General features: G+C 33.5%; 19 protein-coding genes, 3 tRNA genes and 1 rRNA gene. 11 read left to right on the top strand and 12 right to left on the bottom strand.

Going from position 1 to position 23,472, the window contains the following annotated elements; genetic code table 11:
• Positions 1-74 precede the first annotated feature (74 nt).
• Positions 75-147: transfer RNA gene (locus RG22_RS03050), tRNA-Lys, on the bottom strand.
• A gap of 146 nt (positions 148-293) precedes the next feature.
• Between RG22_RS03050 and RG22_RS03045 the strand changes: the two genes are divergently transcribed.
• Positions 294-815 (top strand): shikimate kinase, encoded by a 522-nt coding sequence (locus RG22_RS03045; protein ID WP_034040760.1) that lies wholly within the window; start codon positions 294-296, stop codon positions 813-815.
• On the opposite strand, the gene RG22_RS03040 is transcribed toward RG22_RS03045, so the two are convergent.
• A complete protein-coding gene (locus tag RG22_RS03040) occupies positions 807-1,310 on the bottom strand; it encodes a phosphoribosyltransferase family protein (RefSeq protein ID WP_034040758.1) in 504 nt (167 codons plus the stop codon). The genes RG22_RS03045 and RG22_RS03040 overlap by 9 nt on opposite strands.
• Positions 1,311-1,340: 30 nt before the next feature.
• A complete protein-coding gene (locus RG22_RS03035; protein ID WP_034040755.1) occupies positions 1,341-1,712 on the bottom strand; it encodes an RNA-binding S4 domain-containing protein in 372 nt (123 codons plus the stop codon).
• An 81-nt stretch (positions 1,713-1,793) separates the two neighbouring features.
• Here RG22_RS03035 and RG22_RS17200 point away from each other — a divergent pair, with 81 nt between their 5' ends.
• Positions 1,794-2,843 carry an FKBP-type peptidyl-prolyl cis-trans isomerase gene (locus tag RG22_RS17200; protein ID WP_052143601.1) on the top strand — a complete coding sequence of 350 codons (1,050 nt, stop codon included), beginning with the start codon at positions 1,794-1,796 and terminating at the stop codon, positions 2,841-2,843.
• A gap of 83 nt (positions 2,844-2,926) precedes the next feature.
• Here RG22_RS17200 and RG22_RS03025 read toward each other — a convergent pair whose 3' ends face one another.
• From RG22_RS03025 to RG22_RS03015, 3 genes are all read right to left on the bottom strand, one after another.
• On the bottom strand, positions 2,927-3,514 hold the full coding sequence (locus RG22_RS03025) for an outer membrane beta-barrel protein (RefSeq protein WP_034040753.1): 588 nt from the start codon (positions 3,512-3,514) through the stop codon (positions 2,927-2,929).
• A 140-nt stretch (positions 3,515-3,654) separates the two neighbouring features.
• Positions 3,655-4,608 (bottom strand): transketolase family protein, encoded by a 954-nt coding sequence (locus RG22_RS03020; protein ID WP_034040751.1) that lies wholly within the window; start codon positions 4,606-4,608, stop codon positions 3,655-3,657.
• An 18-nt stretch (positions 4,609-4,626) separates the two neighbouring features.
• Positions 4,627-5,505, bottom strand: a complete 879-nt coding sequence (locus RG22_RS03015) for a transketolase (protein WP_262507884.1) — start codon at positions 5,503-5,505, stop codon at positions 4,627-4,629.
• Positions 5,506-5,804: 299 nt separating this feature from the next.
• Between RG22_RS03015 and tgt the strand changes: the two genes are divergently transcribed.
• From tgt to RG22_RS02985, 6 genes are all read left to right on the top strand, one after another.
• Entirely contained in the window at positions 5,805-6,935 is a 1,131-nt protein-coding gene (tgt, locus tag RG22_RS03010) for a tRNA guanosine(34) transglycosylase Tgt (RefSeq protein WP_034040747.1), read from the top strand.
• Between the two features lie 96 nt (positions 6,936-7,031).
• Positions 7,032-8,108, top strand: a complete 1,077-nt coding sequence (locus tag RG22_RS03005; protein WP_081997650.1) for an LptF/LptG family permease — start codon at positions 7,032-7,034, stop codon at positions 8,106-8,108.
• On the top strand, positions 8,095-8,991 hold the full coding sequence (locus RG22_RS03000; protein WP_034040743.1) for a DMT family transporter: 897 nt from the start codon (positions 8,095-8,097) through the stop codon (positions 8,989-8,991). Before RG22_RS03005 ends, RG22_RS03000 begins: the two co-directional genes overlap by 14 nt.
• Before the next feature lie 166 nt (positions 8,992-9,157).
• Entirely contained in the window at positions 9,158-10,111 is a 954-nt protein-coding gene (locus RG22_RS02995; protein ID WP_034040740.1) for an acetyl-CoA carboxylase carboxyltransferase subunit alpha, read from the top strand.
• Positions 10,112-10,280: 169 nt separating this feature from the next.
• The gene (gene dnaB, locus RG22_RS02990; protein ID WP_034040738.1) at positions 10,281-11,822 is read left to right on the top strand and encodes a replicative DNA helicase; all 1,542 of its coding nucleotides are present in this window, start codon (positions 10,281-10,283) and stop codon (positions 11,820-11,822) included.
• A gap of 134 nt (positions 11,823-11,956) precedes the next feature.
• Entirely contained in the window at positions 11,957-13,141 is a 1,185-nt protein-coding gene (locus RG22_RS02985) for a hypothetical protein (protein WP_034040737.1), read from the top strand.
• Between the two features lie 223 nt (positions 13,142-13,364).
• Here RG22_RS02985 and RG22_RS02980 read toward each other — a convergent pair whose 3' ends face one another.
• The 6 genes from RG22_RS02980 to thrS form a co-directional block, all read right to left on the bottom strand.
• Positions 13,365-13,799, bottom strand: coding sequence for a hypothetical protein (locus RG22_RS02980; RefSeq protein WP_034040736.1), 435 nt, complete (start codon positions 13,797-13,799; stop codon positions 13,365-13,367).
• 77 nt (positions 13,800-13,876) lie between these two features.
• The gene (locus RG22_RS02975) at positions 13,877-17,164 is read right to left on the bottom strand and encodes an amidohydrolase family protein (RefSeq protein ID WP_034040734.1); all 3,288 of its coding nucleotides are present in this window, start codon (positions 17,162-17,164) and stop codon (positions 13,877-13,879) included.
• Positions 17,165-17,307: 143 nt separating this feature from the next.
• Positions 17,308-17,652, bottom strand: coding sequence for a 50S ribosomal protein L20 (gene rplT / locus RG22_RS02970; protein ID WP_034040731.1), 345 nt, complete (start codon positions 17,650-17,652; stop codon positions 17,308-17,310).
• A 98-nt stretch (positions 17,653-17,750) separates the two neighbouring features.
• Positions 17,751-17,948: a 50S ribosomal protein L35 gene (rpmI, locus tag RG22_RS02965; protein ID WP_034040729.1), complete on the bottom strand. Its 198-nt coding sequence runs from the start codon at positions 17,946-17,948 to the stop codon at positions 17,751-17,753.
• A 111-nt stretch (positions 17,949-18,059) separates the two neighbouring features.
• Positions 18,060-18,605 carry a translation initiation factor IF-3 gene (infC, locus tag RG22_RS02960; RefSeq protein ID WP_202801147.1) on the bottom strand — a complete coding sequence of 182 codons (546 nt, stop codon included), beginning with the start codon at positions 18,603-18,605 and terminating at the stop codon, positions 18,060-18,062.
• Between the two features lie 31 nt (positions 18,606-18,636).
• Positions 18,637-20,571, bottom strand: a complete 1,935-nt coding sequence (thrS, locus tag RG22_RS02955) for a threonine--tRNA ligase (protein ID WP_034040726.1) — start codon at positions 20,569-20,571, stop codon at positions 18,637-18,639.
• An 859-nt stretch (positions 20,572-21,430) separates the two neighbouring features.
• Between thrS and RG22_RS02950 the strand changes: the two genes are divergently transcribed.
• The 3 genes from RG22_RS02950 (at position 21,431) to RG22_RS02940 (ending at position 23,297) form a co-directional block, all read left to right on the top strand.
• Positions 21,431-22,952 (top strand): 16S ribosomal RNA (locus tag RG22_RS02950).
• A gap of 91 nt (positions 22,953-23,043) precedes the next feature.
• Positions 23,044-23,117 (top strand) — tRNA-Ile (locus RG22_RS02945).
• A gap of 106 nt (positions 23,118-23,223) precedes the next feature.
• Positions 23,224-23,297, top strand: a tRNA-Ala gene (locus RG22_RS02940).
• Positions 23,298-23,472: the final 175 nt, after the last annotated feature.

Genomic DNA, 23,472 nt, shown 5'->3' with positions numbered 1-23,472 from the left:
GCTAATAATTGATATTAATTAAAATGAAAAAAGCCCATAAACATACGTTTTGGGGCTTTTTAGTTGATTTTAAGTGACCGGGCTGGGGCTCGAACCCAGGACCCTCTCCTTAAAAGGGAGATGCTCTACCAACTGAGCTACCAGGTCATTATTTAAATAGTGCCAACCTTATTACCGTTAGCGGGTGCAAATATAAAATGTTTAATTAATAAAACAATACTTTTTTTAAATAAATTTTCGTTTTTTTGCACCTCTTAAACGTATGTTTTTAATAATCAATTTATAGCGAAATAATGATCATAGTTTTAATTGGATATATGGCTTCTGGAAAGTCTACTTTAGGTAAGATTTTAGCTAAAACATTAAACTATAGTTTTATTGATTTAGATGATTATATTGAAGAAAAAGAGAATGCAGAGATTAGTGATATCTTTAAATTGAAAGGGGAAATATATTTTAGAAAAAAGGAAACCCAATATTTAAATGATATTTTAAAGAGCAAAGCAAAGCTTATTTTATCTTTAGGAGGTGGCACACCTTGTTATGGTAATAACATGGATGTTGTATTAAAACATGATGATGTAGTTAGCATTTATTTAAAAGCATCAATACCAACTTTGGTTAGTAGATTGAAAAACGAAAAAGCTAAGCGTCCTTTAATTGCACATATTAAAACTGACGATTTACTTTCTGAATTTATAGGAAAGCATTTATTTGAGCGCTCACAGTTTTATAATCAAGCTAAAAAAACTATTTCAACAGATAATAAAACGGGGCATGAAATTATTGAAGATTTACTTTTTCAACTACTCTAAAACAGCTTCAAAGTTTTTACCTTCTAAAACCACACTTACATGTTCGTGTAAGGAGGTAGATAATGAAATACCTTTAAAATCTGCTTTAACAGGATATTTTTTATGATTTCTATTTACCAAAACAGCAGTCTTAAATTGTTTTAATGGCACATTTAAAAAATGTTTTACACTATAAATTAGTGTAGTGCCAGAGTTTAAAACATCATCTATTAAAACTAAAGATTTATTTTTATAATCATTTGCAGAGATAGATGTTTTTATTTCTACTGAAGGATTTTTTTTATCAATACTTACTTTACAAAGTATTGGATTAATATCTGAAATTTTGCTGAGTACTGTTTTTAATTTTTTTGCAAGTATATAGCCATTACTACCAATTCCAGCTAAAATAACCTCAGTTTCGTTAACATTGCTTTCGTATATCTGAAAAGCTATGCGTCTTATTTTATGATTAATTTCGTTGTGTGTTAAAATCACATTATTCTTTGCTGTCATAATCTCTGTAAGTTAAATTAAAGCTTAAAATTACTCATTTTCTTCAGTAAAATCATCAATATCTCTTCTGTCTTTTTTTGTAGGCCTACCAACACCTTTTTTTCTGTAATAATCCTTTGCATACTTTAAGAGTTCTTGGGCTTCAAACTGTCCTTTAGGTGTTATATCTGTTCTGTAAATATCAACCAATTTAGCGCCAATTCTACTCTCAGGAATATCATTAACCTTCAATTTATAATTAATTTGATTTTTTCTTAACTCAATAATATCTTGTGCAAATACCTCTCTGCTTGGTTTAACAACATTGTTATTAACTTTAACCTGACCTTTTTTACAAGCCGTTGTTGCAATCGATCTGGTTTTGTAATACCTAATACACCATAAATACTTGTCTATACGCATACAATTATTCTAAAAACTACGTTAATGTTGTTGTGCAAAACTATATTAAAATTGTATCTTGCGCCTCAAAAATAGTTAATAATGAGAAAAGGAAAAATAGCTTTATCTTTTTTATGTTTAGTAGTTGGGTTTTTATCTTGTAATAAAGATGACGGAGGCGATAATATTACTTTGGTTGAGTTAAGAGACCGAACAGAGCAACAAGCTAAAGACAAAGATTCTTTAGTTAAATATTTAAACGGACATTATTATAATGCTAGTGCATTTGTATCTAACCCAGACCCAAGTACTTCAGATTTAATAATTAGCGAGCTTCCGTCTGATGGTGTTGTGCCAGATCCAGATAATAACAAATTATTAATGGATGCAGTTGAGTTAAAAACTGTAACTTTTTCTGATACTGCTTATGAGTTTTACATTCTGGATTTAAACCCAAGTGCTGGTGGAGAATCTCCTAAGTTCTCAGACCAAATTCGCGTAAGCTATGAAGGTTTTACATTAGATAATAAAGTTTTTGATAGTGCCGTAACACCAGTAGATTTTGATTTAGTATCGTTAGTTCCAGGATGGAGAAAAGTAATGCCATATTTTAAAGGGGCTGAAACGTTTGCTAATAATGGAGACGGAACAGTTGATTTTATGAATCATGGTGTAGGTGTCATGTTTTTACCTTCAGGGCTAGGATATTTTAGTAATGCTACAGGTGGAATTCCATCATATACATCAATTGCTTTTAAGTTTGATTTGTTACAAATAGCCGAGAATGACCATGATAATGATGGTGTGCCTTCTTATATTGAAGACTTAAATGGTGATGGCGAATTTACTATAAACACTGATGCAGATACTAAAGATGGAGATGATACAGACTCAGATAATATTCCTAATTATTTTGATTTAGATGATGATGGAGATGGTGTACCAACAATTAATGAGCTTGAGTCTAAAACATATATTATTGATACCAACCAGGGAGAAGAAGAACCCGTTCTCGGTGCTAAAGAGTTTAAAATTAGCAGATCCGAAAGTGAAGGTGTTATAACCTTAAAGACTGTTACAATTAAAGATTCTAATAGTGATGGTCTTGATGATTATCTTGATAAAGACATTGCGATAAACTACAACGAATAAGGGTATATAAAGTTTTTTGTTGACTAGTTCTAAAAAACCTCGCTATTAGCGAGGTTTTTTATTTAAAATATTATCTATTATGCTTAAAGAATAAGTGATAAACTTAAAATTAACTGATCTGGACGTGTGTCTAATCTACTTGTTCCTACATTATTGTTTTCTAAAAATTTAGCTTCGTTATTGCTAAATCCTCTTTCGTATCTTACATCTATGCCAAGTTTGTTTAGGTTAAGACCTATGCCAAAGTTTAGTCCAACAGATAAATCGTTATCAATATCGTTAATAGAGATTCCATCAAACTCAGAGTCTAATATATATTGAAATGATGGCCCTCCAAAAACACTAATAGGACCTAAAACTTTTAGACCTACTAATAAAGGAGCATCAATTTTTTGCATTTTAAAGTCATCATTTGCATAATCACTTTTTGTGCTCGTGTAAACGAGCTCGGGTTTAAAATAAACTTGCTTTCCAAATTTTCCAAATACCCCAAGGTGATACCCAATATTTCTGTCAGGATTTTCGGCATTGTTACTTACAGACTCAAAATAATTGCCATTCGCATTGTAATTTAAACCTGCTTTAAAACCAAAGCCACTAGCAGTTTGAGCGTAAGTAGCTGTAGATATTAATACTAAAAATAATAAGGTAATAAAAAATGAATTCTTCATAATTGTTCGTTTTTTGTGATTTCGAGTATAATATCAAAAACGTTGCCAAACGAAAAATATTTCTTTAATAAATATTTATTTTAAAATAAAAAGGGTTCTTTTAACTGAATAAAAGAACCCTTTTCTAAATTATAGTATTGTTATTTTCTTTTAATAACAGCCTGTACTTTTTCAATTATAGTTGCACTGTTTAAACCATACTTTTCCATAAGTTGAGCTGGTGTACCTGATTCTCCAAAAGTATCATTAGTAGCTACAAACTCTTGTGGTGTTGGTTTGTGTAATGCTAAAGTTCTTGCAACACTTTCTCCTAAACCACCTAAAAAATTATGCTCTTCGGCAGTAACTACACAACCAGTTTTTGCAACAGAATCTAAAATAGTTTTTTCATCTAGTGGTTTAATGGTGTGAATATTTATTACTTCAGCAGAAATTCCTTTTTCATGTAATACTTTTGAAGCTTCTAAAGCCTCCCAAACTAAATGACCTGTGGCTACAATTGTAACATCTGTCCCTTCAGTAAGATTTACGGCTTTACCAATTTCAAATTTTTGATTTTCTGGAGTAAAAATAGGAACTGCAGGTCGTCCGAATCGTAAGTATACTGGTCCGTCGTGTTCTGCAATAGCAATAGTAGCAGCTTTGGTTTGATTATAATCGCAGGTATTAATCACTGTCATACCCGGAAGCATTTTCATTAATCCAATATCTTCAAGAATTTGATGTGTTGCTCCGTCTTCGCCCAAAGTTAAGCCTGCATGCGATGCACATATTTTCACATTTTTACCTGAATATGCAATAGATTGACGTATTTGATCGTAAACGCGACCTGTTGAAAAGTTTGCAAACGTTCCAGTAAAAGGAATTTTTCCTCCAATAGTTAAACCAGCTGCAATGCCCATCATATTTGCTTCTGCTATACCAATTTGAAAGAAACGCTCTGGGTTTTCTTTAATAAATTGATCCATTTTTAAAGATCCAATTAAATCGGCACAAAGTGCTACAACATTAGGGTTAGTTCTACCAAGTTCTGTTAATCCAGCACCAAAACCGCTTCGTGTATCTTTTTTTTCTGTGTATGTATATGTTTTCATTTTTCTTTGGATTGATGGTTAATAGTCGCCTAAAGTTTCTACATTTTGAGATAAAGCACTAGCTAATTGCTCATCGTTTGGAGCTTTACCATGCCACGCATGAGTGTGCATCATAAAATCAACACCATTACCCATCATGGTTTTTAATAAAACACATACAGGTTTTCCTTTGCCTGTTTCTGCTTTAGCTTTATTCATCCCTTTTAAAATAGCCTCAATATTATTACCTTCTTCAATTTCTATAACAGTCCAATCAAAAGCTTCAAACTTAGCTTTAATACTTCCCATTGGTAAAACATCATCTGTAGCACCATCAATTTGCTTTTCGTTTAAATCTACAGTAGCAATTATATTGTCTACTTTTTTAGCTGATGCATACATAATAGCTTCCCAATTCTGACCTTCTTGCAATTCACCATCACCATGTAAAGAATACACTAAATGGGTATCGCCATTTAATTTTTTTGCTTGGGCTGCTCCTAAAGCTACACTCATGCCTTGGCCTAATGAACCAGAAGCGATACGAATACCTTCTAAACCTTCGTGTGTAGTAGGGTGACCTTGTAAACGCGAATTAATCAATCTAAATGTGTTTAATTCATCTACAGAAAAATAACCTGTTCTTGCTAACACACTGTAATAAACTGGTGAGATATGTCCGTTTGATAAAAAGAAAAGGTCTTCACCAATACCATCCATATCAAAATGGTCTTTTCTATCCATAATTTCACTGTAAAGTGCAACAAAAAATTCTGCACATCCTAATGAACCACCTGGGTGACCAGAATTTACTTTATGCACCATTCGTAAAATATCTCGACGAACCTGCGTTGTTAAATCTTCTAATTGTTGTGTGTTTGGCATGTTTAAATTATTAGTTTTTTGCGCGACAAAAATAATCTTTTAAATACCCTTAACAAAATTGAAATGATGCATTTATTAACGAATTATGATGATTTGCTAACAATTGAAAATTTTATTTTGAAATTCATTATGAATAATGTTTTTACGCTTAGTAAAAGATGTTTTATAAGTATAAAATTTATTAAATGTTTAAGAGCATAAGCCGTTTTGTTATTTATCTTTACTTCTATATTTTATTTTAAGCAGGAATCAGTTAACCTACAATAATTAGGCATTAAAATTAATTTAGAATTAAAAAAATATGTAGGTTTGCCGACGACAGATTTTTGATTATGACATTTGAATTAAAAGCTAAAGATTCTCAAAGTAAAGCTAGAGCAGGAAAAATTACTACAGACCACGGTGTTATTGAAACACCTATTTTTATGCCTGTTGGTACGGTTGCTACGGTTAAAGGGGTGCATCAGCGTGAGTTGAAAGAAGAAATTAATCCTGATATAATTCTTGGAAATACTTACCATTTATATCTACGTCCGCAAACTCATATTATTGAAAAAGCTGGTGGATTACATAAATTTATGAATTGGGATAGAAACATTTTAACTGATTCTGGAGGATATCAAGTATATTCACTTTCTGCAAATAGAAAAATAAAAGAAGAAGGTGTAAAATTTAAATCTCATATAGACGGAAGCTATCATACGTTCACACCAGAAAATGTTATGGAAATTCAGCGTACTATTGGAGCAGATATTATTATGGCTTTTGATGAATGTACACCATATCCTTGTGATTATAATTATGCCAAACGCTCGATGCACATGACACATCGTTGGTTAGACCGCTGTATAAATCATTTAGAAAAAACGCCATTAAAATACGATTATAATCAAGCATTTTTTCCAATAGTACAAGGCAGTACGTATAAAGATTTGCGTAAGCAGTCTGCTGAATATATTGCAAATTCTGGAGCTGTTGGTAATGCTATTGGAGGTTTGTCTGTAGGTGAGCCAGCCGAAGAAATGTATGCCATGACCGAAGTTGTAACCGATATTCTTCCAAAAGATAAACCACGATATTTAATGGGCGTTGGTACGCCAATCAATATTTTAGAAAATATTGCGTTAGGTGTAGATATGTTTGATTGTGTAATGCCAACACGTAATGCCAGAAATGGAATGTTGTTTACAGCACATGGATCAATGAATATTAAGAATTTAAAATGGGCAGATGATTTTTCGCCCATTGACGAGATGGGAATTACGTTCGTTGATACAGAATATAGTAAAGCCTATTTAAGACATTTATTTACAGTTAATGAATTGTTAGGAAAACAAATAGCGACCATTCATAATTTAGGATTTTATTTGTGGTTGGTTCGCGAAGCCAGAAAACATATATTAGTAGGAGATTTTAGAATTTGGAAAGATAACATGGTAAAACAAATGAATAACCGCCTTTAAAAAAGGTTTTAGATAAGAGAAGATAGAACAAAGAAGAAATGAGTTTAATTTATAAAATCTCTTTTCTTTATTCTCAAAAATAAATATGAAATTGAATTGAAAATACTCGACTGGTACATATTAAAGCGTTATTTGTTTACATTTTTTATGATGCTGCTATTGTTTATTCCAATAGGTATAACAGTGCATCTTGCAGAAAAAATTGGAAAAATTCTTGAAAACGAAGTGCCTTTTGATGCCGTAATGTTGTACCTGTTAGACTTCACTATTTACTTCGCACATCTATTATTTCCGTTGTTTTTGTTTTTATCAGTTATTTGGTTTACCTCAAAATTGGCAAACAATACTGAAATTATTGCTTTTTTAAGCTCTGGAGTATCGTTCTCAAGATTTTTAAGACCATACTTAATTGGTGCTTTTTTTGTAGCAATTTTAGCACTTATATTAGGTTTGTATTTAGCACCAAAAGCTAGCCAAGGATTTAATGATTTTAGTTATAAATATTTCAAAAAAGGTAGGAAGGTTGCCGAAAACCAGAATGTTTTTAGACAAATTAACGATAACGATTTTATTTATGTAAGTAGCTTCGATCTTAAAAATAAGCAAGGCAGTAATTTTACTTTAGAGCATATTAAAGACAATAAACTTATATATAAAATAAATGCGAGTACTATAAAATATATTGAAAAAGACAGTACTTATCAATTACGAAATTATGTAAAACGTACGGTTGGTGAATTTGATGATATTATTGAAAGAGCTCCAAAGAAGGATACTATATTTACTTTTGATATTGAAGATTTAACACCTGTTATATATATTGCAGAAACGCTTTCTTATAACGAATTAACAGATTTTATTGATAAAGAAGAAAAACGTGGTTCTTCAAATATTGGGCGCTACCAATTGGTACTGTATAGAAAATGGAGTTTACCAGTTTCAGTATTTATTTTAACCATTATTGCAGTAGCAGTATCGTCTATAAAAAGGCGAGGAGGTATGGGGGTTAATTTAGCTGTAGGTATATGTATCGCCATGGTTTTTGTGTTCTTCGATAAAATATTTGGTGTAATGGCAGAACAGTCAAATTTCCCACCTATTATTGCAGTGTGGTTTCCTAATATCATTTTTGGTATTTTAGCAATATATCTTTTACGCAATGCCAAACGCTAAACTTAAAAACTATTTACATCTTCATTTTTTAGTTTTTATTGCAGGTTTTACAGCTATTTTAGGCGAGCTAATTACAATAAATGCGATTGCTTTAGTTTGGTTTAGAATGGTTATGGCATCCATTTTAATGCTTGTTTATATCAAAATTGCCGAGGTTAAATTAAGAGCCTCACCTAAAACCATTATTAAATTTTCATTAGCTGGTATCATTATTGCTTTGCATTGGATTACCTTTTTTGGAGCTATCGATGCATCCAATATTTCAATCACACTTGCGATGTTTTCAACAGGCGCTTTTTTTGCCTCTTTTATTGAGCCTATTATTTATAAAAGAGCTGTTATTTGGTACGAGATTGTTTTTGGAATACTTGTTATTATTGGAGTTTTAGTAATTACACAAAGTGAATTTAAATATATTAATGGTATTATTTTAGGTATATCGTCTGCCTTTTTTTCATCATTATTTGCAGTCCTTAATGGGAGTTTCTTAAAACAAAGTACGGCTACAGTTATTTCATTTTATGAGTTTTTAAGTGGCGTATTATTTATATCAATTTATATACTCTTTTTTGGTGAAGGATTTACAGGCGATTTTTTCAATCTAAGCACCTCAGATTTTGGTTACCTTTTCATTTTGGCATCCATTTGTACGGCTTATGCTTTTATTGCATCTGTTTATGTAATGAAACTTATTAGCCCATATACTGTAGTGTTAACTTATAATTTAGAGCCCATTTACGGTATTATACTAGCCATTATCCTTTTTCCTGAAAAAGAAAAAATGACTCCAGAGTTTTATTATGGAGCCTTTGTAATTATTGCAACAGTTATGTTAAATGGGATTTTAAAAAATATAAGAACATTAAAAAGAAAACGTTCTTAGCCGTGTAACAAAATTAAAGTTTTTATATTTACTCAAATCATACTATTTTGATAATTAAGATTTCGTGAAATTAAAATTTTATTTCGTTTTGTTTGTAATTTTAAAACAAAATAAAATATGTAATTTTGTATCCTAACCAAGATTAACAGTCGAAACAAAAATTCTTATGGAATATTTAGAATTTGAATTACCTATAAAAGAGCTAGAAGATCAGTTACTAAAATGCAGAGTAATTGGAGAAGAAAGTGAAGTAGATGTTACTGAAACTTGCTCACAAATTGAAAAGAAATTAAAAGTTACCCAAAAAGATATTTATAAAAACCTAACGCCTTGGCAACGTGTACAATTATCGCGACATCCTAATAGGCCATATACTATGGACTATATTAATGCCATTTGTGGTAGTACATTTTTAGAACTCCATGGCGATAGAAGTTTTAAAGATGATAAAGCCATGATTGGTGGCTTAGGTAAAATTGGTGATCAGAGTTTTATGTTTATTGGTCAACAAAAAGGCTATAATACTAAAACACGCCAATATAGAAATTTTGGTATGGCTAACCCTGAGGGGTATCGTAAAGCATTACGTTTAATGAAATCTGCCGAAAAATTCGGAATCCCAGTAGTTACACTTTTAGATACACCCGGAGCTTATCCTGGCTTAGAAGCAGAAGAACGCGGACAAGGAGAAGCTATTGCTAGAAATATTTTAGAAATGACCCGTTTAAAAGTACCTATTATAACTATAGTTGTTGGTGAAGGTGCGTCTGGTGGTGCATTAGGCATAGGTGTAGGCGATAAGGTGCTTATGCTTGAAAATACTTGGTATTCAGTAATTTCTCCAGAATCATGTTCTTCTATTCTTTGGAGAAGTTGGGAATTTAAAGAACAAGCTGCAGATGCTTTAAAGCTAACCGCTAGCGATATGAAAAAATTAAAGCTAGTAGATGAAATTATTAAAGAACCACTTGGTGGGGCTCATAGAGATAGAGAAAAAACATTTACAACTGTTAGTGCAACAATTTTAAAAACTTTTGAGGCACTTAAAAACTTATCACCAAAAGATTTAGTGTCCCAGCGTATGGATAAATATGCACAAATGGGAGTTTATAAAGGGTAAACCTTTTAAAACCATAACATAGCAAAATCTGAAGTTAACAACTTCAGATTTTTTTTATGGTTATCGACAATATTTGTAAGTTATTAACAGTTAAATTGTTAACGACAGGTTAACAATCAAGATTCATTTTTCATAATAAAACACATTCAATTTAATTACTTTCGTAGTTATGAAGCAACCTAACCAACTCCAAGGATATAAAGTAGATAAAAGTACTATTATTAGTCTTGAAAAAGGAAAAATACCGCCTCAAGCACTTGATTTAGAAGAGGTTGTGTTAGGAGCGATGATGATTGATAAAAAAGGAGTTGATGAGGTTATCGATATTTTGAGTCCAGAAGCATTTTACAAAGAAGCACATCAACATATTTTTGAAGCTATTTTTCATTTGTTTGAAAATAGCGAACCAGTCGACTTATTAACCGTTTCAACACAGTTAAAGAAAAACTCAAAGCTAGAGTTATCTGGTGGCGATTTTTATTTGATTTCTTTAACTCAAAAAGTATCATCTTCGGCACATATCGAGTTTCATGCACGTATTATTTTACAAAAATTTATTCAGCGTAGTTTAATAAAAATTTCAAGTGAAATTATTGAAGATTCTTACGATGAAACAAAGGACGTTTTTGATTTATTAGATAAAGCCGAAGCTAAATTATACGAAGTCACTCAAGGAAATATTAAAAAATCGAGTGAAACGGCACAAGATTTAGTAATTCAAGCCAAAAAGAAAATTGAAGAAATTTCAAATAAAGAAGGACTCAGTGGTATTCCAACTGGGTTTAATAAACTCGATAAGTTAACATCGGGTTGGCAACCATCCGATTTAATTATTGTTGCTGCCCGTCCTGGTATGGGTAAAACAGCTTTAACATTATCTATGGCAAGAAATATTGCTGTAGATCAAAATATTCCAGTGGCTTTTTTTTCATTAGAGATGGCTTCAGTACAATTAATAACCCGTTTAATTTCTAGTGAAACCGGGTTGTCTTCTGAAAAATTACGTACAGGAAAACTAGAAAAACACGAGTGGGAACAACTTAACGTAAAAGTAAAAGGTTTAGAAAAAGCACCATTGTTTATTGATGATACACCATCACTTTCTATTTTCGATTTGCGTGCAAAAGCACGACGTTTATCATCGCAACACGGTATAAAATTAATCATGATTGATTATTTACAATTAATGACTGGGGGAAGCAGTCATGGCGGAAATCGAGAGCAAGAAATTTCGATGATTTCAAGAAATTTAAAAGCATTAGCAAAGGAGTTGAATGTTCCAGTGATCGCATTATCACAGTTATCGCGTGCTGTTGAAACCCGTGGAGGAAGTAAACGACCGTTATTATCAGATTTACGTGAATCGGGTGCAATTGAGCAAGACGCCGATATTGTATCGTTTATTTACAGACCAGAATATTATAAAATTGATGAATGGGATGACGATGAACGTTCTCCAACTGAAGGTCAAGCAGAATTTATTATTGCTAAACACCGTAACGGTGGTTTAGAAAATATTAGATTAAAATTTGTTGGACATTTAGGTAAGTTTGATAATTTAGATGATTTTGATTCACCTTTCGAATTTCATTCTAAAATGAATGCTGCAGCAAACGATGATACCTTTAAAGCAGACAATTTTAAAGCAAGTCCAGATCAAGCATTTGGTAGTTCTTTTAATGATGATGATGAGAGTGATGTGCCGTTTTAAGAATTAAACTCCTGTTAAACTATTCATATTAAAAATAAATTTTGATTATCTTTCGGTCTATGAAAAAGCCCCTGTTAATCATTATATTCCTATTCATTTCATTTAATGTATTTGCATCCTACATTCTCGTTCCGATGGATGCTGAAACTCAAAAAAATCATTTAAAAGCTTACGGAATAACTTATTGGACACTTGATAAACAGCTTAAAGTAAAATGGTTACTTAATTATCGTGGCGGTTCTTTTTTATTGCCTGACACAGAGGAGATCCAGCGTGAATGTCAAATTCGTGGGGTGTCGTTTGAAGTTATTTCTAATTCAAAAGCAGAAAGCATTCTAGAAGATATTAGCAGTCCAAGTAAAAATATGGAAGCTGTAGTTTTAGAAAAAGCACCAAAAATAGCCGTTTATACACCTTATGGAAAACAACCATGGGACGATGCCGTAACTATGGTTTTGCAATATGCAGAGATTCCTTATGAAACCGTTTACGATGAAGAAGTTTTAAACGATGGTTTGCTATTGTTTGATTGGTTGCATTTGCACCACGAAGATTTTACGGGACAGTTTGGTAAATTTTATGGCGCGTATAGAGCTACAAATTGGTATATTCAAGAAAAAAAGGAAGCCGAAGCATTGGCTGTAAAGTTAGGCTATAGTAAAGTTTCGGACGAAAAATTAGATGTTGCTTTAAAAATTAGAGATTATGTTATTGGAGGTGGTTTTATGTTTGCTATGTGCAGTGCGACTGATAGTTTTGATATTGCATTGTCTGCCGAAGGTATCGATATTTGCGAGCCTATGTTTGATGGCGATGGAAGTACGCCTGGGTATCAAAATAAAATAGACTATAATAAAACCTTTGCTTTTACAGATTATACTTTAGAAAGAAGCCCGAACATTTATGAATTTTCTTCAATAGATATGACCAGAAAACGGATGATTCCTAAAACAACGGATTATTTTTCGCTTATGGAATTCTCAGCTAAGTGGGACCCCATTCCAACTATGTTATGTCAAAATCACACGGCTTTAGTAAAAGGATTTATGGGGCAAACAACATCGTTTACAAGAGATGAAATAAAATCTAATGTATTAGTAATGGGTGAAAATAAATCTAATGGAGAAGCAAAATATATTCACGGTATAAAAGGAAAAGGTTTTTTTACTTTTTATGGTGGTCACGACCCAGAAGATTATCAGCATAGAGTAGGAGACTCCAAAACCGAATTAGATTTGCACTCAACTTCTCCAGGATACCGGCTTATATTAAATAATGTCTTGTTTCCTGCTGCTAGAAAGAAAAAGCAGAAAACATAATTTTTTTGTAAGTTTTAGAAAATACAAGAGTTTAATTATGGCTTCAAAAAACAAATACTCAAGAAAATTCAAATTGTAATAACTAATCTTTTTGATAAAAGTAGGAATAAAAAACTATCAAAAAAGAAATAGTTAAACTGTTTAAGACACTAGAGATAAGTAGTTTCATCCGTGGTATTGTTATCGATGAAATAAATAAAAGTTAGTTGATTTTAAAAACAACTTAATCCACTAATAAAATGGTTCTTTGGAATGTGTAAATAAAACCATCAGCACCGTTGCCTGTCGACATTATATTTTGATTAATAACTAATGTACTTTGAGAAATTTCAAAACTTCCAAGTTCATTATCATTTACTGTAAGATAGTTTTTTCCATCTACATCTAAAACAGAGTATTCATAAGTTCCTGAATCTAAACCATCTTCAATAGTATCATCATCATTATTATTTTCAACAACAAGGGTTTTGTTTGCATCGTTAAAAGCCCATACAATAGTTTCAAGATTAAATTCTTCATCTATTCCAGCAACACCACCGGTTACTTTTACTAAGTGCCACAAGTATTTTATTTTTTGAGGATCTATAGGGTCTCCATCATTAGAACAACTTGAAAAAATAAAAAAACAACTTAAAATTAGAACTACACTCTTTTTCATTTATTTTAAATATTTTAGGATTTTATATATAGATGAAAAAAAAGGCTAATGGTTGCGTAAACTTTATAAAAAATATTTTAGTGGCTTTTAGAATTACAACTACAATGACCAATAGTTTCTGTGTTTTCATGCCACGGAAATGAGCTGTTATATTTGTTATTCTCCCAATAGAATTTTGAGCGTTCTTTTGGTTCATTTCCAATTTCATTCATCGTTTCAGTGTCATATAACCTTCCGTTTACCATAGTGTAAATAATACTTTCAGTATTTCGGATGTTATCCAAAGGGTTTTTATCCATTACAATTAAATCTGCTAATTTACCAACCTCTAAAGAACCTATATTTTTACTCGCACCAATATAATCTGCACCATTTATTGTGGCAGCTTTTAAGGCTTCCATATTGGTCATGCCGCCTTGGGAAAGCATCCATAATTCCCAATGCGCTCCAAGACCTTGTAATTGCCCATGCGCACCTAAGTTAACTTTAACCCCTGCGTCTGTTAATGCTTTACAAGTTTTAGAAACCAAAATATGTCCGTTTTCATATTCTTCTTGTGGTATTTTCATCCGATGGCGAGAACGAGAATCAATAATACTTCTAGGTGTATATTTAAGTAGTTTTTCATTTTTCCAAACATTATCATGTTCGTAAAAATAAAATTCACCATTTAACCCACCGTAGTTTACAATAAGTGTAGGTGTGTACCCTGTACTACTAGTTCCCCATAACTCTAAAACATCTTTATAAACTTTAGTTACCGGAATGTTGTGTTCAATTCCTGTATGTCCATCCATAATCATACTCATGTTATGATAAAAATTAGACCCCCCTTCTGGTACAACAAAAACTTCTTCTTCTCTAGCCGCTTGAATAACTTGTTGTCGTTGGTTTCTTCTTGGTTGATTATAACTTTTTACCGACAAAGCACCAAATGCTTTGGTACGACGAATAGCAGATCGGGCATCATCTAAATTATTTATTACAGCTTTAAAATCACCATCTGCTCCGTATAAAATGGCACCAGTAGAGTATAGTCTAGGACCAACCATTTGCCCATTTTTTATAAGTTCTGATAAAGTAAATATAGATTCAGTATTCGCCGAAGGGTCATGTGAAGTAGTAACACCGTAAGCTAAATTAGCATATAATTGCCAATGTTTTTGTGTGGTTATACCAGCTCTAAAACCGCCAACATGAGCGTGTACATCTACAATACCTGGCATTATGGTTTTGCCTTTTACATCATATATTTTAGCTTCTGAAGGAATAGTAATTCCTGAACCCCCAATAGCTTCAATTTTGTTTTCTCGAATAATAATAGTTCCATTTTTTATAACTTTACTGTCCTCCATTGTAATAATGTTAGCTCCAGTAAATGCAATAACACCTTTTGGTTTATCGGTTTTTGAAACTAAATTAATTTTGACACCTTTTTCTGTAATAGGCGGAATGCTATCTGGTGAATTTTTTAAGAATGTAAAACGTTCATAAACATGGTTTGTAAAATATTCATCGCCTAAAGTCCAATGAATTTTATCACTATTTTTAGACCAATGAATGCTTACACCAGCGTCTTTTGATACTTGTGAGATAGGAACGAATGATTTAGCACCTTTCTTTAAATCGAAGTTTAACGTTTTTCCAGATTTTGGCAAAGGAGCAATATAAGCTTTATGTAAATTTGAAAATGCTAACCATTTATTATCTGGACTTACGACTAATTGATTTGCATATTTTGACGATACTAATGTTTTTTCATCTTTTCCATTCAAATCAACACTTTTTAGCATTTTAGTTAAACTACCAAAATACGTGCCTCCAGTTTGATAAATAATTCTGTTTCCCTCAAGATTAAAAACAGGATTTGCTCCTTCTTTTAAAATGAATTGAGGATTTTCTCCGTTAGAATCCATAACATAAATACCAGATTTTTTAGTATATGTAAAGCCTTGATCGCTATTTCCAGATTCCTTTCGATACACTATTTTATTTCCGTCGTTAGAAAACGAAGGTGTTCTATAAATGCCTTTTGTATTTGTGAGTTTTAATGACGAACCATTATTAATGTTCGTTTTATAGATACTTCCAAGTTGCTCATCATTCCAAGTTACATAAACAACTTCTTTTCCGTTAGGAGAAAATGATGGTTCAAACTCAAAATTTGAAGTATTAGTAAGTCTTTTGGGTTTACCGTTTGGAAGTTTTTTTGTCCAAAGATGTCCTAAAGCGCTAAAAATAATAGTTTTACCATCAGGAGATGTTACTGTATTGCGTATTGTTTTTGCTGTGAAATTCTCAGGAGCAACAGGGGTATCAAACTCTAAAGCTTTTGCAATTTTTATTGATGCTTCAGCCTTAAAAGGGATGTTTGTAACATCTAATGAATTAATATTTATCTTATTAATTTTTCCGCCAGACCAGAAAACAAGTTCTTCGTTGTTAGGCATCCAACTAAAATTAGGATATACTCCAAAAATAGCCCATGCTTCTTGCTGATCTTTGTCTAAAGCATCATAAATTGGCCATTCTTCACTAGTTTCTAAATCATGGATATAAAGAACAGATTTTGTTCTAACACGTTTTACAAAAGCTAGTTTTTCACCATCCCTAGAAACTTGAGGTCTTGCAGCTCCACCAGCTCCACCTATTACTTTTTCTGTTTTCCCAGTTTTAAAATCGTAGCGGTTAACTATGTAAATCTGACTATTAGGATCTTTATTATATTGAAAAAATCCACCAGGGTAAACATCTTCACTGTAGTATAAATGCTTGCCATTTGGTGATATGGATGGTTCATTTACATCTTGTTGATCGTTTTTACGTTTGGTTAATTGTAAACCAACGCCACCAGTAATATGATACATCCACATTTCTCCCGCACCAACAGAACGTTGCGATGTAAAATGTTTACGCGCAATTAAGTAATTACCATCTGGTGTCCAAATCGCATTATTTAATAATTTAAAAGTTTCTTTAGTTATCTGTTTGGCATCAGTACCATCAATATTCATGGTCCAAATGTTGTCGCCACCACCAGCGTCACTTGTAAAAGAAAGTTTTGTACCATCAGGATTAAAACGCGGTTGAATTTCAAAAGGCAAACCTTCTCTAAGTAATTTGGCATCACCGCCTTCAATAGGCATAATATAAATATCGCCTAATAAATCAAAGGCTATTTTTTTTCCATCTGGACTTATGTCTAAATTCATCCAAGTACCTTCATTGGTAGAAAGTTTTAATTCTTTAAAACCCCAATTGCCTTTAGGGTTATTTACATCCCATTTTTCTTTTTCTTTTTTCTGAGCTTGAAGATTTAAATTAGATAAAAGGAGGGATAATAAAATTAATTTAAAATGATGCATTGGTTGATAGTTTAAATTGATTTTTAAAGATAGTTATTTTTTGAATGGGAGCTTTAGCAAATTAGAAACAAAAAAAAATCCGATTCAATTAAGAATCGGATTTTTATTAAGCGAATAATATGTTTTACAATAGGCGAAACGCCTTATTTAATTTTCTCTACTACAGCTTTAAAAGCTTCAGGGTTATTCATAGCTAAATCTGCTAAAACCTTACGGTTTAATTCAATATCATTAGCTTTTAATTTTCCCATAAATTGAGAATAAGACAAACCATGTTCTCTAGCTCCTGCGTTAATACGCGTAATCCATAATGCACGGAATGTTCTTTTTTTGTTTCTACGGTCTCTATACGAATATTGCATCGCTTTGTCAACCGCATTTTTTGCTACTGTCCAAACGTTTTTACGTCTTCCAAAGTAACCTTTTGCTTGCTTAAGCACCTTTTTTCTTCTGGCTCTTTTTGCTACAGAATTTACTGATCTTGGCATAATTTTAATTGTTTTTTGTAGTAGGCGGACGAAAAATCGACGCTTTAAATATGCCTAACTCCAGGGTTTATAAATTGTTTTAACCGGTTAAAACGGTATTACTTTAAACGTAACATGGTTTTAACATTGTTTTCGTCAGCCTTATGTACTAAAGTATCATGGGTTAACGCTAGCTTACGCTTTTTAGATTTCTTTGTTAAGATATGACTCTTAAAAGCGTGCTTTCTTTTAATCTTACCAGTACCTGTAAGCTTGAAACGCTTTTTGGCACTAGATTTTGTTTTCATTTTAGGCATTTTTTCTCCTAGTTTTTAATTATTTCGCTTAATTATCTTTAATACTGAACTTATTTCAGCATCTTTTTTTATTTCAATAGTGCTTCTGGGTCGCTGAGCGCAGTCGAAGCATTATTTCTTTGGAGCAATAAACATAGTCATACGTTTACCTTCTAAACGAGGCATTTGCTCTACTTTGCCAAATTCTTCAAGGTCTTGTGCTAATCTTAATAATAAAATCTGACCTTGTTCTTTAAATATGATTGATCGTCCTTTAAAGAACACAAAGGCTTTTAATTTAGCACCTTCTTTTAAGAACTTTTCAGCATGCTTCTTTTTAAAATCATAATCATGATCATCAGTTTGCGGACCAAAGCGGATTTCTTTAATGATAACTTTTGTTGCTTTAGATTTTAAAGCCTTATCACGTTTCTTTTGCTCATAAAGAAACTTTTTATAATCCATAACCTTACAAACAGGAGGATCAGCATTTGGTGAAATCTCTACAAGATCTAATTCTTGCTCGTTTGCTATTCTCATAGCATCACCTTTGGTATAAATACCAATTTCTACATTGTCTCCAACGAGGCGTACTTTTTGCGCTGTAATCTTAGAGTTAATCTTATGTTTATCCTCTTGTGAAACCCTTCTAGGTTGCTGTCTTCTTCTAATTGCTATGGCTTTATGGTTTTAAATTAAACTTATTTTTTTAAAATGATTTTAATGTTTTTTTAATATCCTCATTTATTATTTCAGTGAAAGCTTCAACAGAAATCATGCCTAAATCTTCTCCACCATGCTGACGCACAGTAATTTTGCCTTCTTGTTCTTCTTGCTCCCCTATAATAATCATATACGGGTGTTTCTGCATTTCGGCTTCACGAATTTTTTTCCCTATAGTTTCATTTCTATGGTCTACGAGGGCGCGAATTTCGTTATTTTCTAGCAAATTTAAAACTTTTTCAGAGTATTTTTCATATTTCTCACTAATAGATAATATAATTGTTTGAATTGGTATCAACCAAAGTGGAAAATTTCCACCTGTATGTTCTAGTAATAATGCTACAAAACGCTCCATACTTCCAAATGGTGCACGGTGAATCATGATGGGTCTATGTAATTCGTTATCACTGCCTTTGTAAGTTAACTCAAAACGTTCTGGTAAGTTATAATCTACTTGAATTGTACCAAGTTGCCAACGTCTTCCTAAAGCATCTTTTACCATAAAATCTAACTTCGGACCATAAAAGGCAGCCTCGCCAGTTTCAATTACAAAATCTAATCCTTTATCAGTAGCTGCATTTATAATGGCTTGTTCTGCTTTTTCCCAGTTTTTAACATCACCAATATATTTGTCTGGATTTTCTGGATCCCTTACAGAAACTTGTGCTGTAAAGTTTTCAAACCCTAAAGAACCAAAAACATAAAGCACTAAGTCTATAACATCTTTAAATTCTTTATCCAATTGGTTAGGAGTACAAAACAAGTGCGCATCATCTTGAGTAAAACCGCGCACACGAGTTAAACCATGTAATTCGCCACTTTGTTCGTAACGATATACGGTGCCAAATTCTGCAAATCGCTTTGGTAAATCTTTATAAGACCACTGAGAACTCTTGTAAATTTCACAGTGATGTGGGCAATTCATTGGTTTTAATAAAAACTCTTCATCTTCTTTTGGAGTCTTAATGGGCTGAAAACTATCGGCACCGTATTTTTCATAGTGTCCAGAAGTAACATATAGTTCTTTTTGTCCAATATGTGGTGTAACTACCATTTCGTAGCCAGCTTTCTTTTGAGCAGCCTTTAAAAAATTCTCTAGACGCTCACGTAATGCAGCGCCTTTTGGTAACCAAAGCGGTAAGCCTTGTCCTACTTTTTGCGAAAATGTAAATAACTCCAACTCTTTACCAAGCTTTCTGTGATCCCGCTTTTTAGCCTCTTCCAACATTTCTAAATATTCGGTAAGATCCTTTTGCTTAGGGAACGAAATACCATAAACACGAGTTAACTGTGGCTTGTTTTCATCGCCTCTCCAATAAGCACCAGCTACACTTAAAACTTTAACTGCTTTTATAATGCCAGTATTTGGTATATGTCCACCACGACATAAATCAGTAAATGTAGAGTGATCGCAAAACGTAATAGTACCATCTTCAAGGTTTTCAATCAATTCCGTTTTAAATGGATTGCCTTTATATAATGCTAATGCTTCTGCTTTAGTTGCAGATCGCATTTTAAAATCGTGTTTTCCTCTAGCAATTTCCAACATTTTGTTTTCAATGGCTTTAAAATCTTTTTCAGATATCGCATGCTCACCAAAATCTACATCATAATAAAACCCACTTTCAATAGCTGGGCCAATAGTAAGTTTTGCATCAGGATATAATTCCTCAATAGCCTGAGCCAAAACATGCGCGCTACTGTGCCAAAAAGCTGTTTTACCTGCGTCCTCTCTCCAAGTGTATAAAATCAGAGAGCCATTAGTGGTTAATGGTGTCACGGTTTCTATAGTTGTACCATTAAAATTAGCCGAAATCACATTTCGAGCAAATCCTTCACTTATGCTTTTAGCAACATCCATTGGTGTAACGTTTTCTTCAAACGTTTTCACACTGCCATCAGGTAATGTTATATGTATCATTAAAATAAATTAAATTCAGTTTGCAAAGATACTAGTATAAATAAATCCACACAATATATATATAGGTATAATTTTTTTTCATGGGCGTTCCCCTTTTGGTTCTGGTTTTCTGTTTCAAATTCTCGCTCATACCTTGCTGTGTGCTATCTATTACAATCCCTAACGGTTGCATATCGGTCAGACATTATATAAATAACCATTCAATCTACGCGCAAAGACTATTAACACAATAAAAGAATAAGAATCTTTATAATTATGTAGGATGTAATTTTTCAGATACAAAGCAAAAATTTCAAAACGAAAGAATAGACAATTCCATTACATTAGCATCAGTACTTTATGTTTTAGCACCAAAAACCCGCGAGCATTATTCCAAAAAGCTTCAATCTTACCTCGAATTTTCTAACTGTTTAATAAAAGGTCGTATTGTAAATAACGGTAAATAAGGAAGTTAAAGGGAGTGTAAAAAAAGAATAAAAAAAAGATTAAAAAAGGTTGTTTGAAACGGAAAATGTGTTGTATGTTTGCAGCCGCTAAAACGGGCAGTAGTTTGTAAGGCGAGAGTTCATTCAAAGTACGGATTTAATAAAAAGAAAAGGGATTAAAAACTTTTTTCAAAAAAAGATTAAAAAAGTATTGTGGAGTTAAAAAAAGGGTTTTATATTTGCACCCGCTAAACGAGGAAACGAGATTAGAAAAGATAAAAAAAGTTCATAAACATATTGAATTGACAGCGTAAGAATCGTATTGGAAACGATACGATTTAAACAAAGAGAATAGACCATTTTGAGTACTAGAAATTCCTATTAGTTGTTAAAAGTTGATGCCTTATTTATTTAAGCGTGTCACACAAAAATTAACGATGAAGAGTTTGATCCTGGCTCAGGATGAACGCTAGCGGCAGGCCTAACACATGCAAGTCGAGGGGTAACAGAGGTAGCTTGCTACTTGCTGACGACCGGCGCACGGGTGCGTAACGCGTATACAATCTACCTTTTGCTGAGGAATAGCCCAGAGAAATTTGGATTAATGCCTCATAGTATGCAGACTTCGCATGGAGACTATATTAAAGGTTACGGCAAAAGATGAGTATGCGTTCTATTAGCTAGATGGTGTGGTAACGGCACACCATGGCAACGATAGATAGGGGCCCTGAGAGGGGGATCCCCCACACTGGTACTGAGACACGGACCAGACTCCTACGGGAGGCAGCAGTGAGGAATATTGGACAATGGAGGCAACTCTGATCCAGCCATGCCGCGTGCAGGAAGACTGCCCTATGGGTTGTAAACTGCTTTTATACGGGAAGAAACACCACTACGTGTAGTGGCTTGACGGTACCGTAAGAATAAGGATCGGCTAACTCCGTGCCAGCAGCCGCGGTAATACGGAGGATCCAAGCGTTATCCGGAATCATTGGGTTTAAAGGGTCCGTAGGTGGATAATTAAGTCAGAGGTGAAATCTTGCAGCTCAACTGTAAAATTGCCTTTGATACTGGTTATCTTGAGTTATTATGAAGTAGTTAGAATATGTAGTGTAGCGGTGAAATGCATAGATATTACATAGAATACCAATTGCGAAGGCAGATTACTAATAATCAACTGACACTGATGGACGAAAGCGTGGGGAGCGAACAGGATTAGATACCCTGGTAGTCCACGCCGTAAACGATGGATACTAGCTGTTCGGTTTTCGGACTGAGTGGCTAAGCGAAAGTGATAAGTATCCCACCTGGGGAGTACGTTCGCAAGAATGAAACTCAAAGGAATTGACGGGGGCCCGCACAAGCGGTGGAGCATGTGGTTTAATTCGATGATACGCGAGGAACCTTACCAGGGCTTAAATGTAGATTGCATTAGCTAGAGATAGCTATTTCTTCGGACTATCTACAAGGTGCTGCATGGTTGTCGTCAGCTCGTGCCGTGAGGTGTCAGGTTAAGTCCTATAACGAGCGCAACCCCTGTTGTTAGTTGCCAGCGAGTCAAGTCGGGAACTCTAACAAGACTGCCAGTGCAAACTGTGAGGAAGGTGGGGATGACGTCAAATCATCACGGCCCTTACGTCCTGGGCTACACACGTGCTACAATGGTAGGGACAGAGAGCAGCCACTGGGCGACCAGGAGCGAATCTATAAACCCTATCACAGTTCGGATCGGAGTCTGCAACTCGACTCCGTGAAGCTGGAATCGCTAGTAATCGCATATCAGCCATGATGCGGTGAATACGTTCCCGGGCCTTGTACACACCGCCCGTCAAGCCATGGAAGCTGGGAGTGCCTGAAGTCCGTCACCGTAAGGAGCGGCCTAGGGTAAAATTGGTAACTAGGGCTAAGTCGTAACAAGGTAGCCGTACCGGAAGGTGCGGCTGGAACACCTCCTTTCTAGAGAAAGACGACTAAAAGGAAGTAAATAAAACTAAGACAATAAATAGTTTATTCTCATTGCTGTTAATTTAAAATATAAATATAGTAGAGTCTCATAGCTCAGCTGGTTAGAGCGCTACACTGATAATGTAGAGGTCGGCAGTTCGAGTCTGCCTGAGACTACTAACTACTATAATAACAAAGGAAATTCTAGAAGAGAACTATCCACCAAAAAGTCGGCAACAAGCGACTGCATACTGCAGACTGTGGACTGTTAACTTAAAGAAACGGGGGATTAGCTCAGCTGGCTAGAGCGCCTGCCTTGCACGCAGGAGGTCATCGGTTCGACTCCGATATTCTCCACAACAATTATCAATTGATAATTAGAAAGTTCATTGACATATTGAAAAAAGATACATAAAAATAAGATTAGATTTATCTAATTTTAAAATAATATTTATGGATTAATTAGAATCACCACGAGCGATATCTAATTAATCACATTGTTTGGTTTATGGGGTGTAAGAAACAAGATTTG

It is taken from the genome of Wocania ichthyoenteri Th78 (assembly GCF_000789235.1).
In the GTDB taxonomy this organism is placed as follows: domain Bacteria; phylum Bacteroidota; class Bacteroidia; order Flavobacteriales; family Flavobacteriaceae; genus Wocania_A; species Wocania_A ichthyoenteri.
The sequence above is the reverse complement of the archived record's forward strand: the minus strand, read 5'-3'. Positions and strand labels throughout refer to the sequence as shown.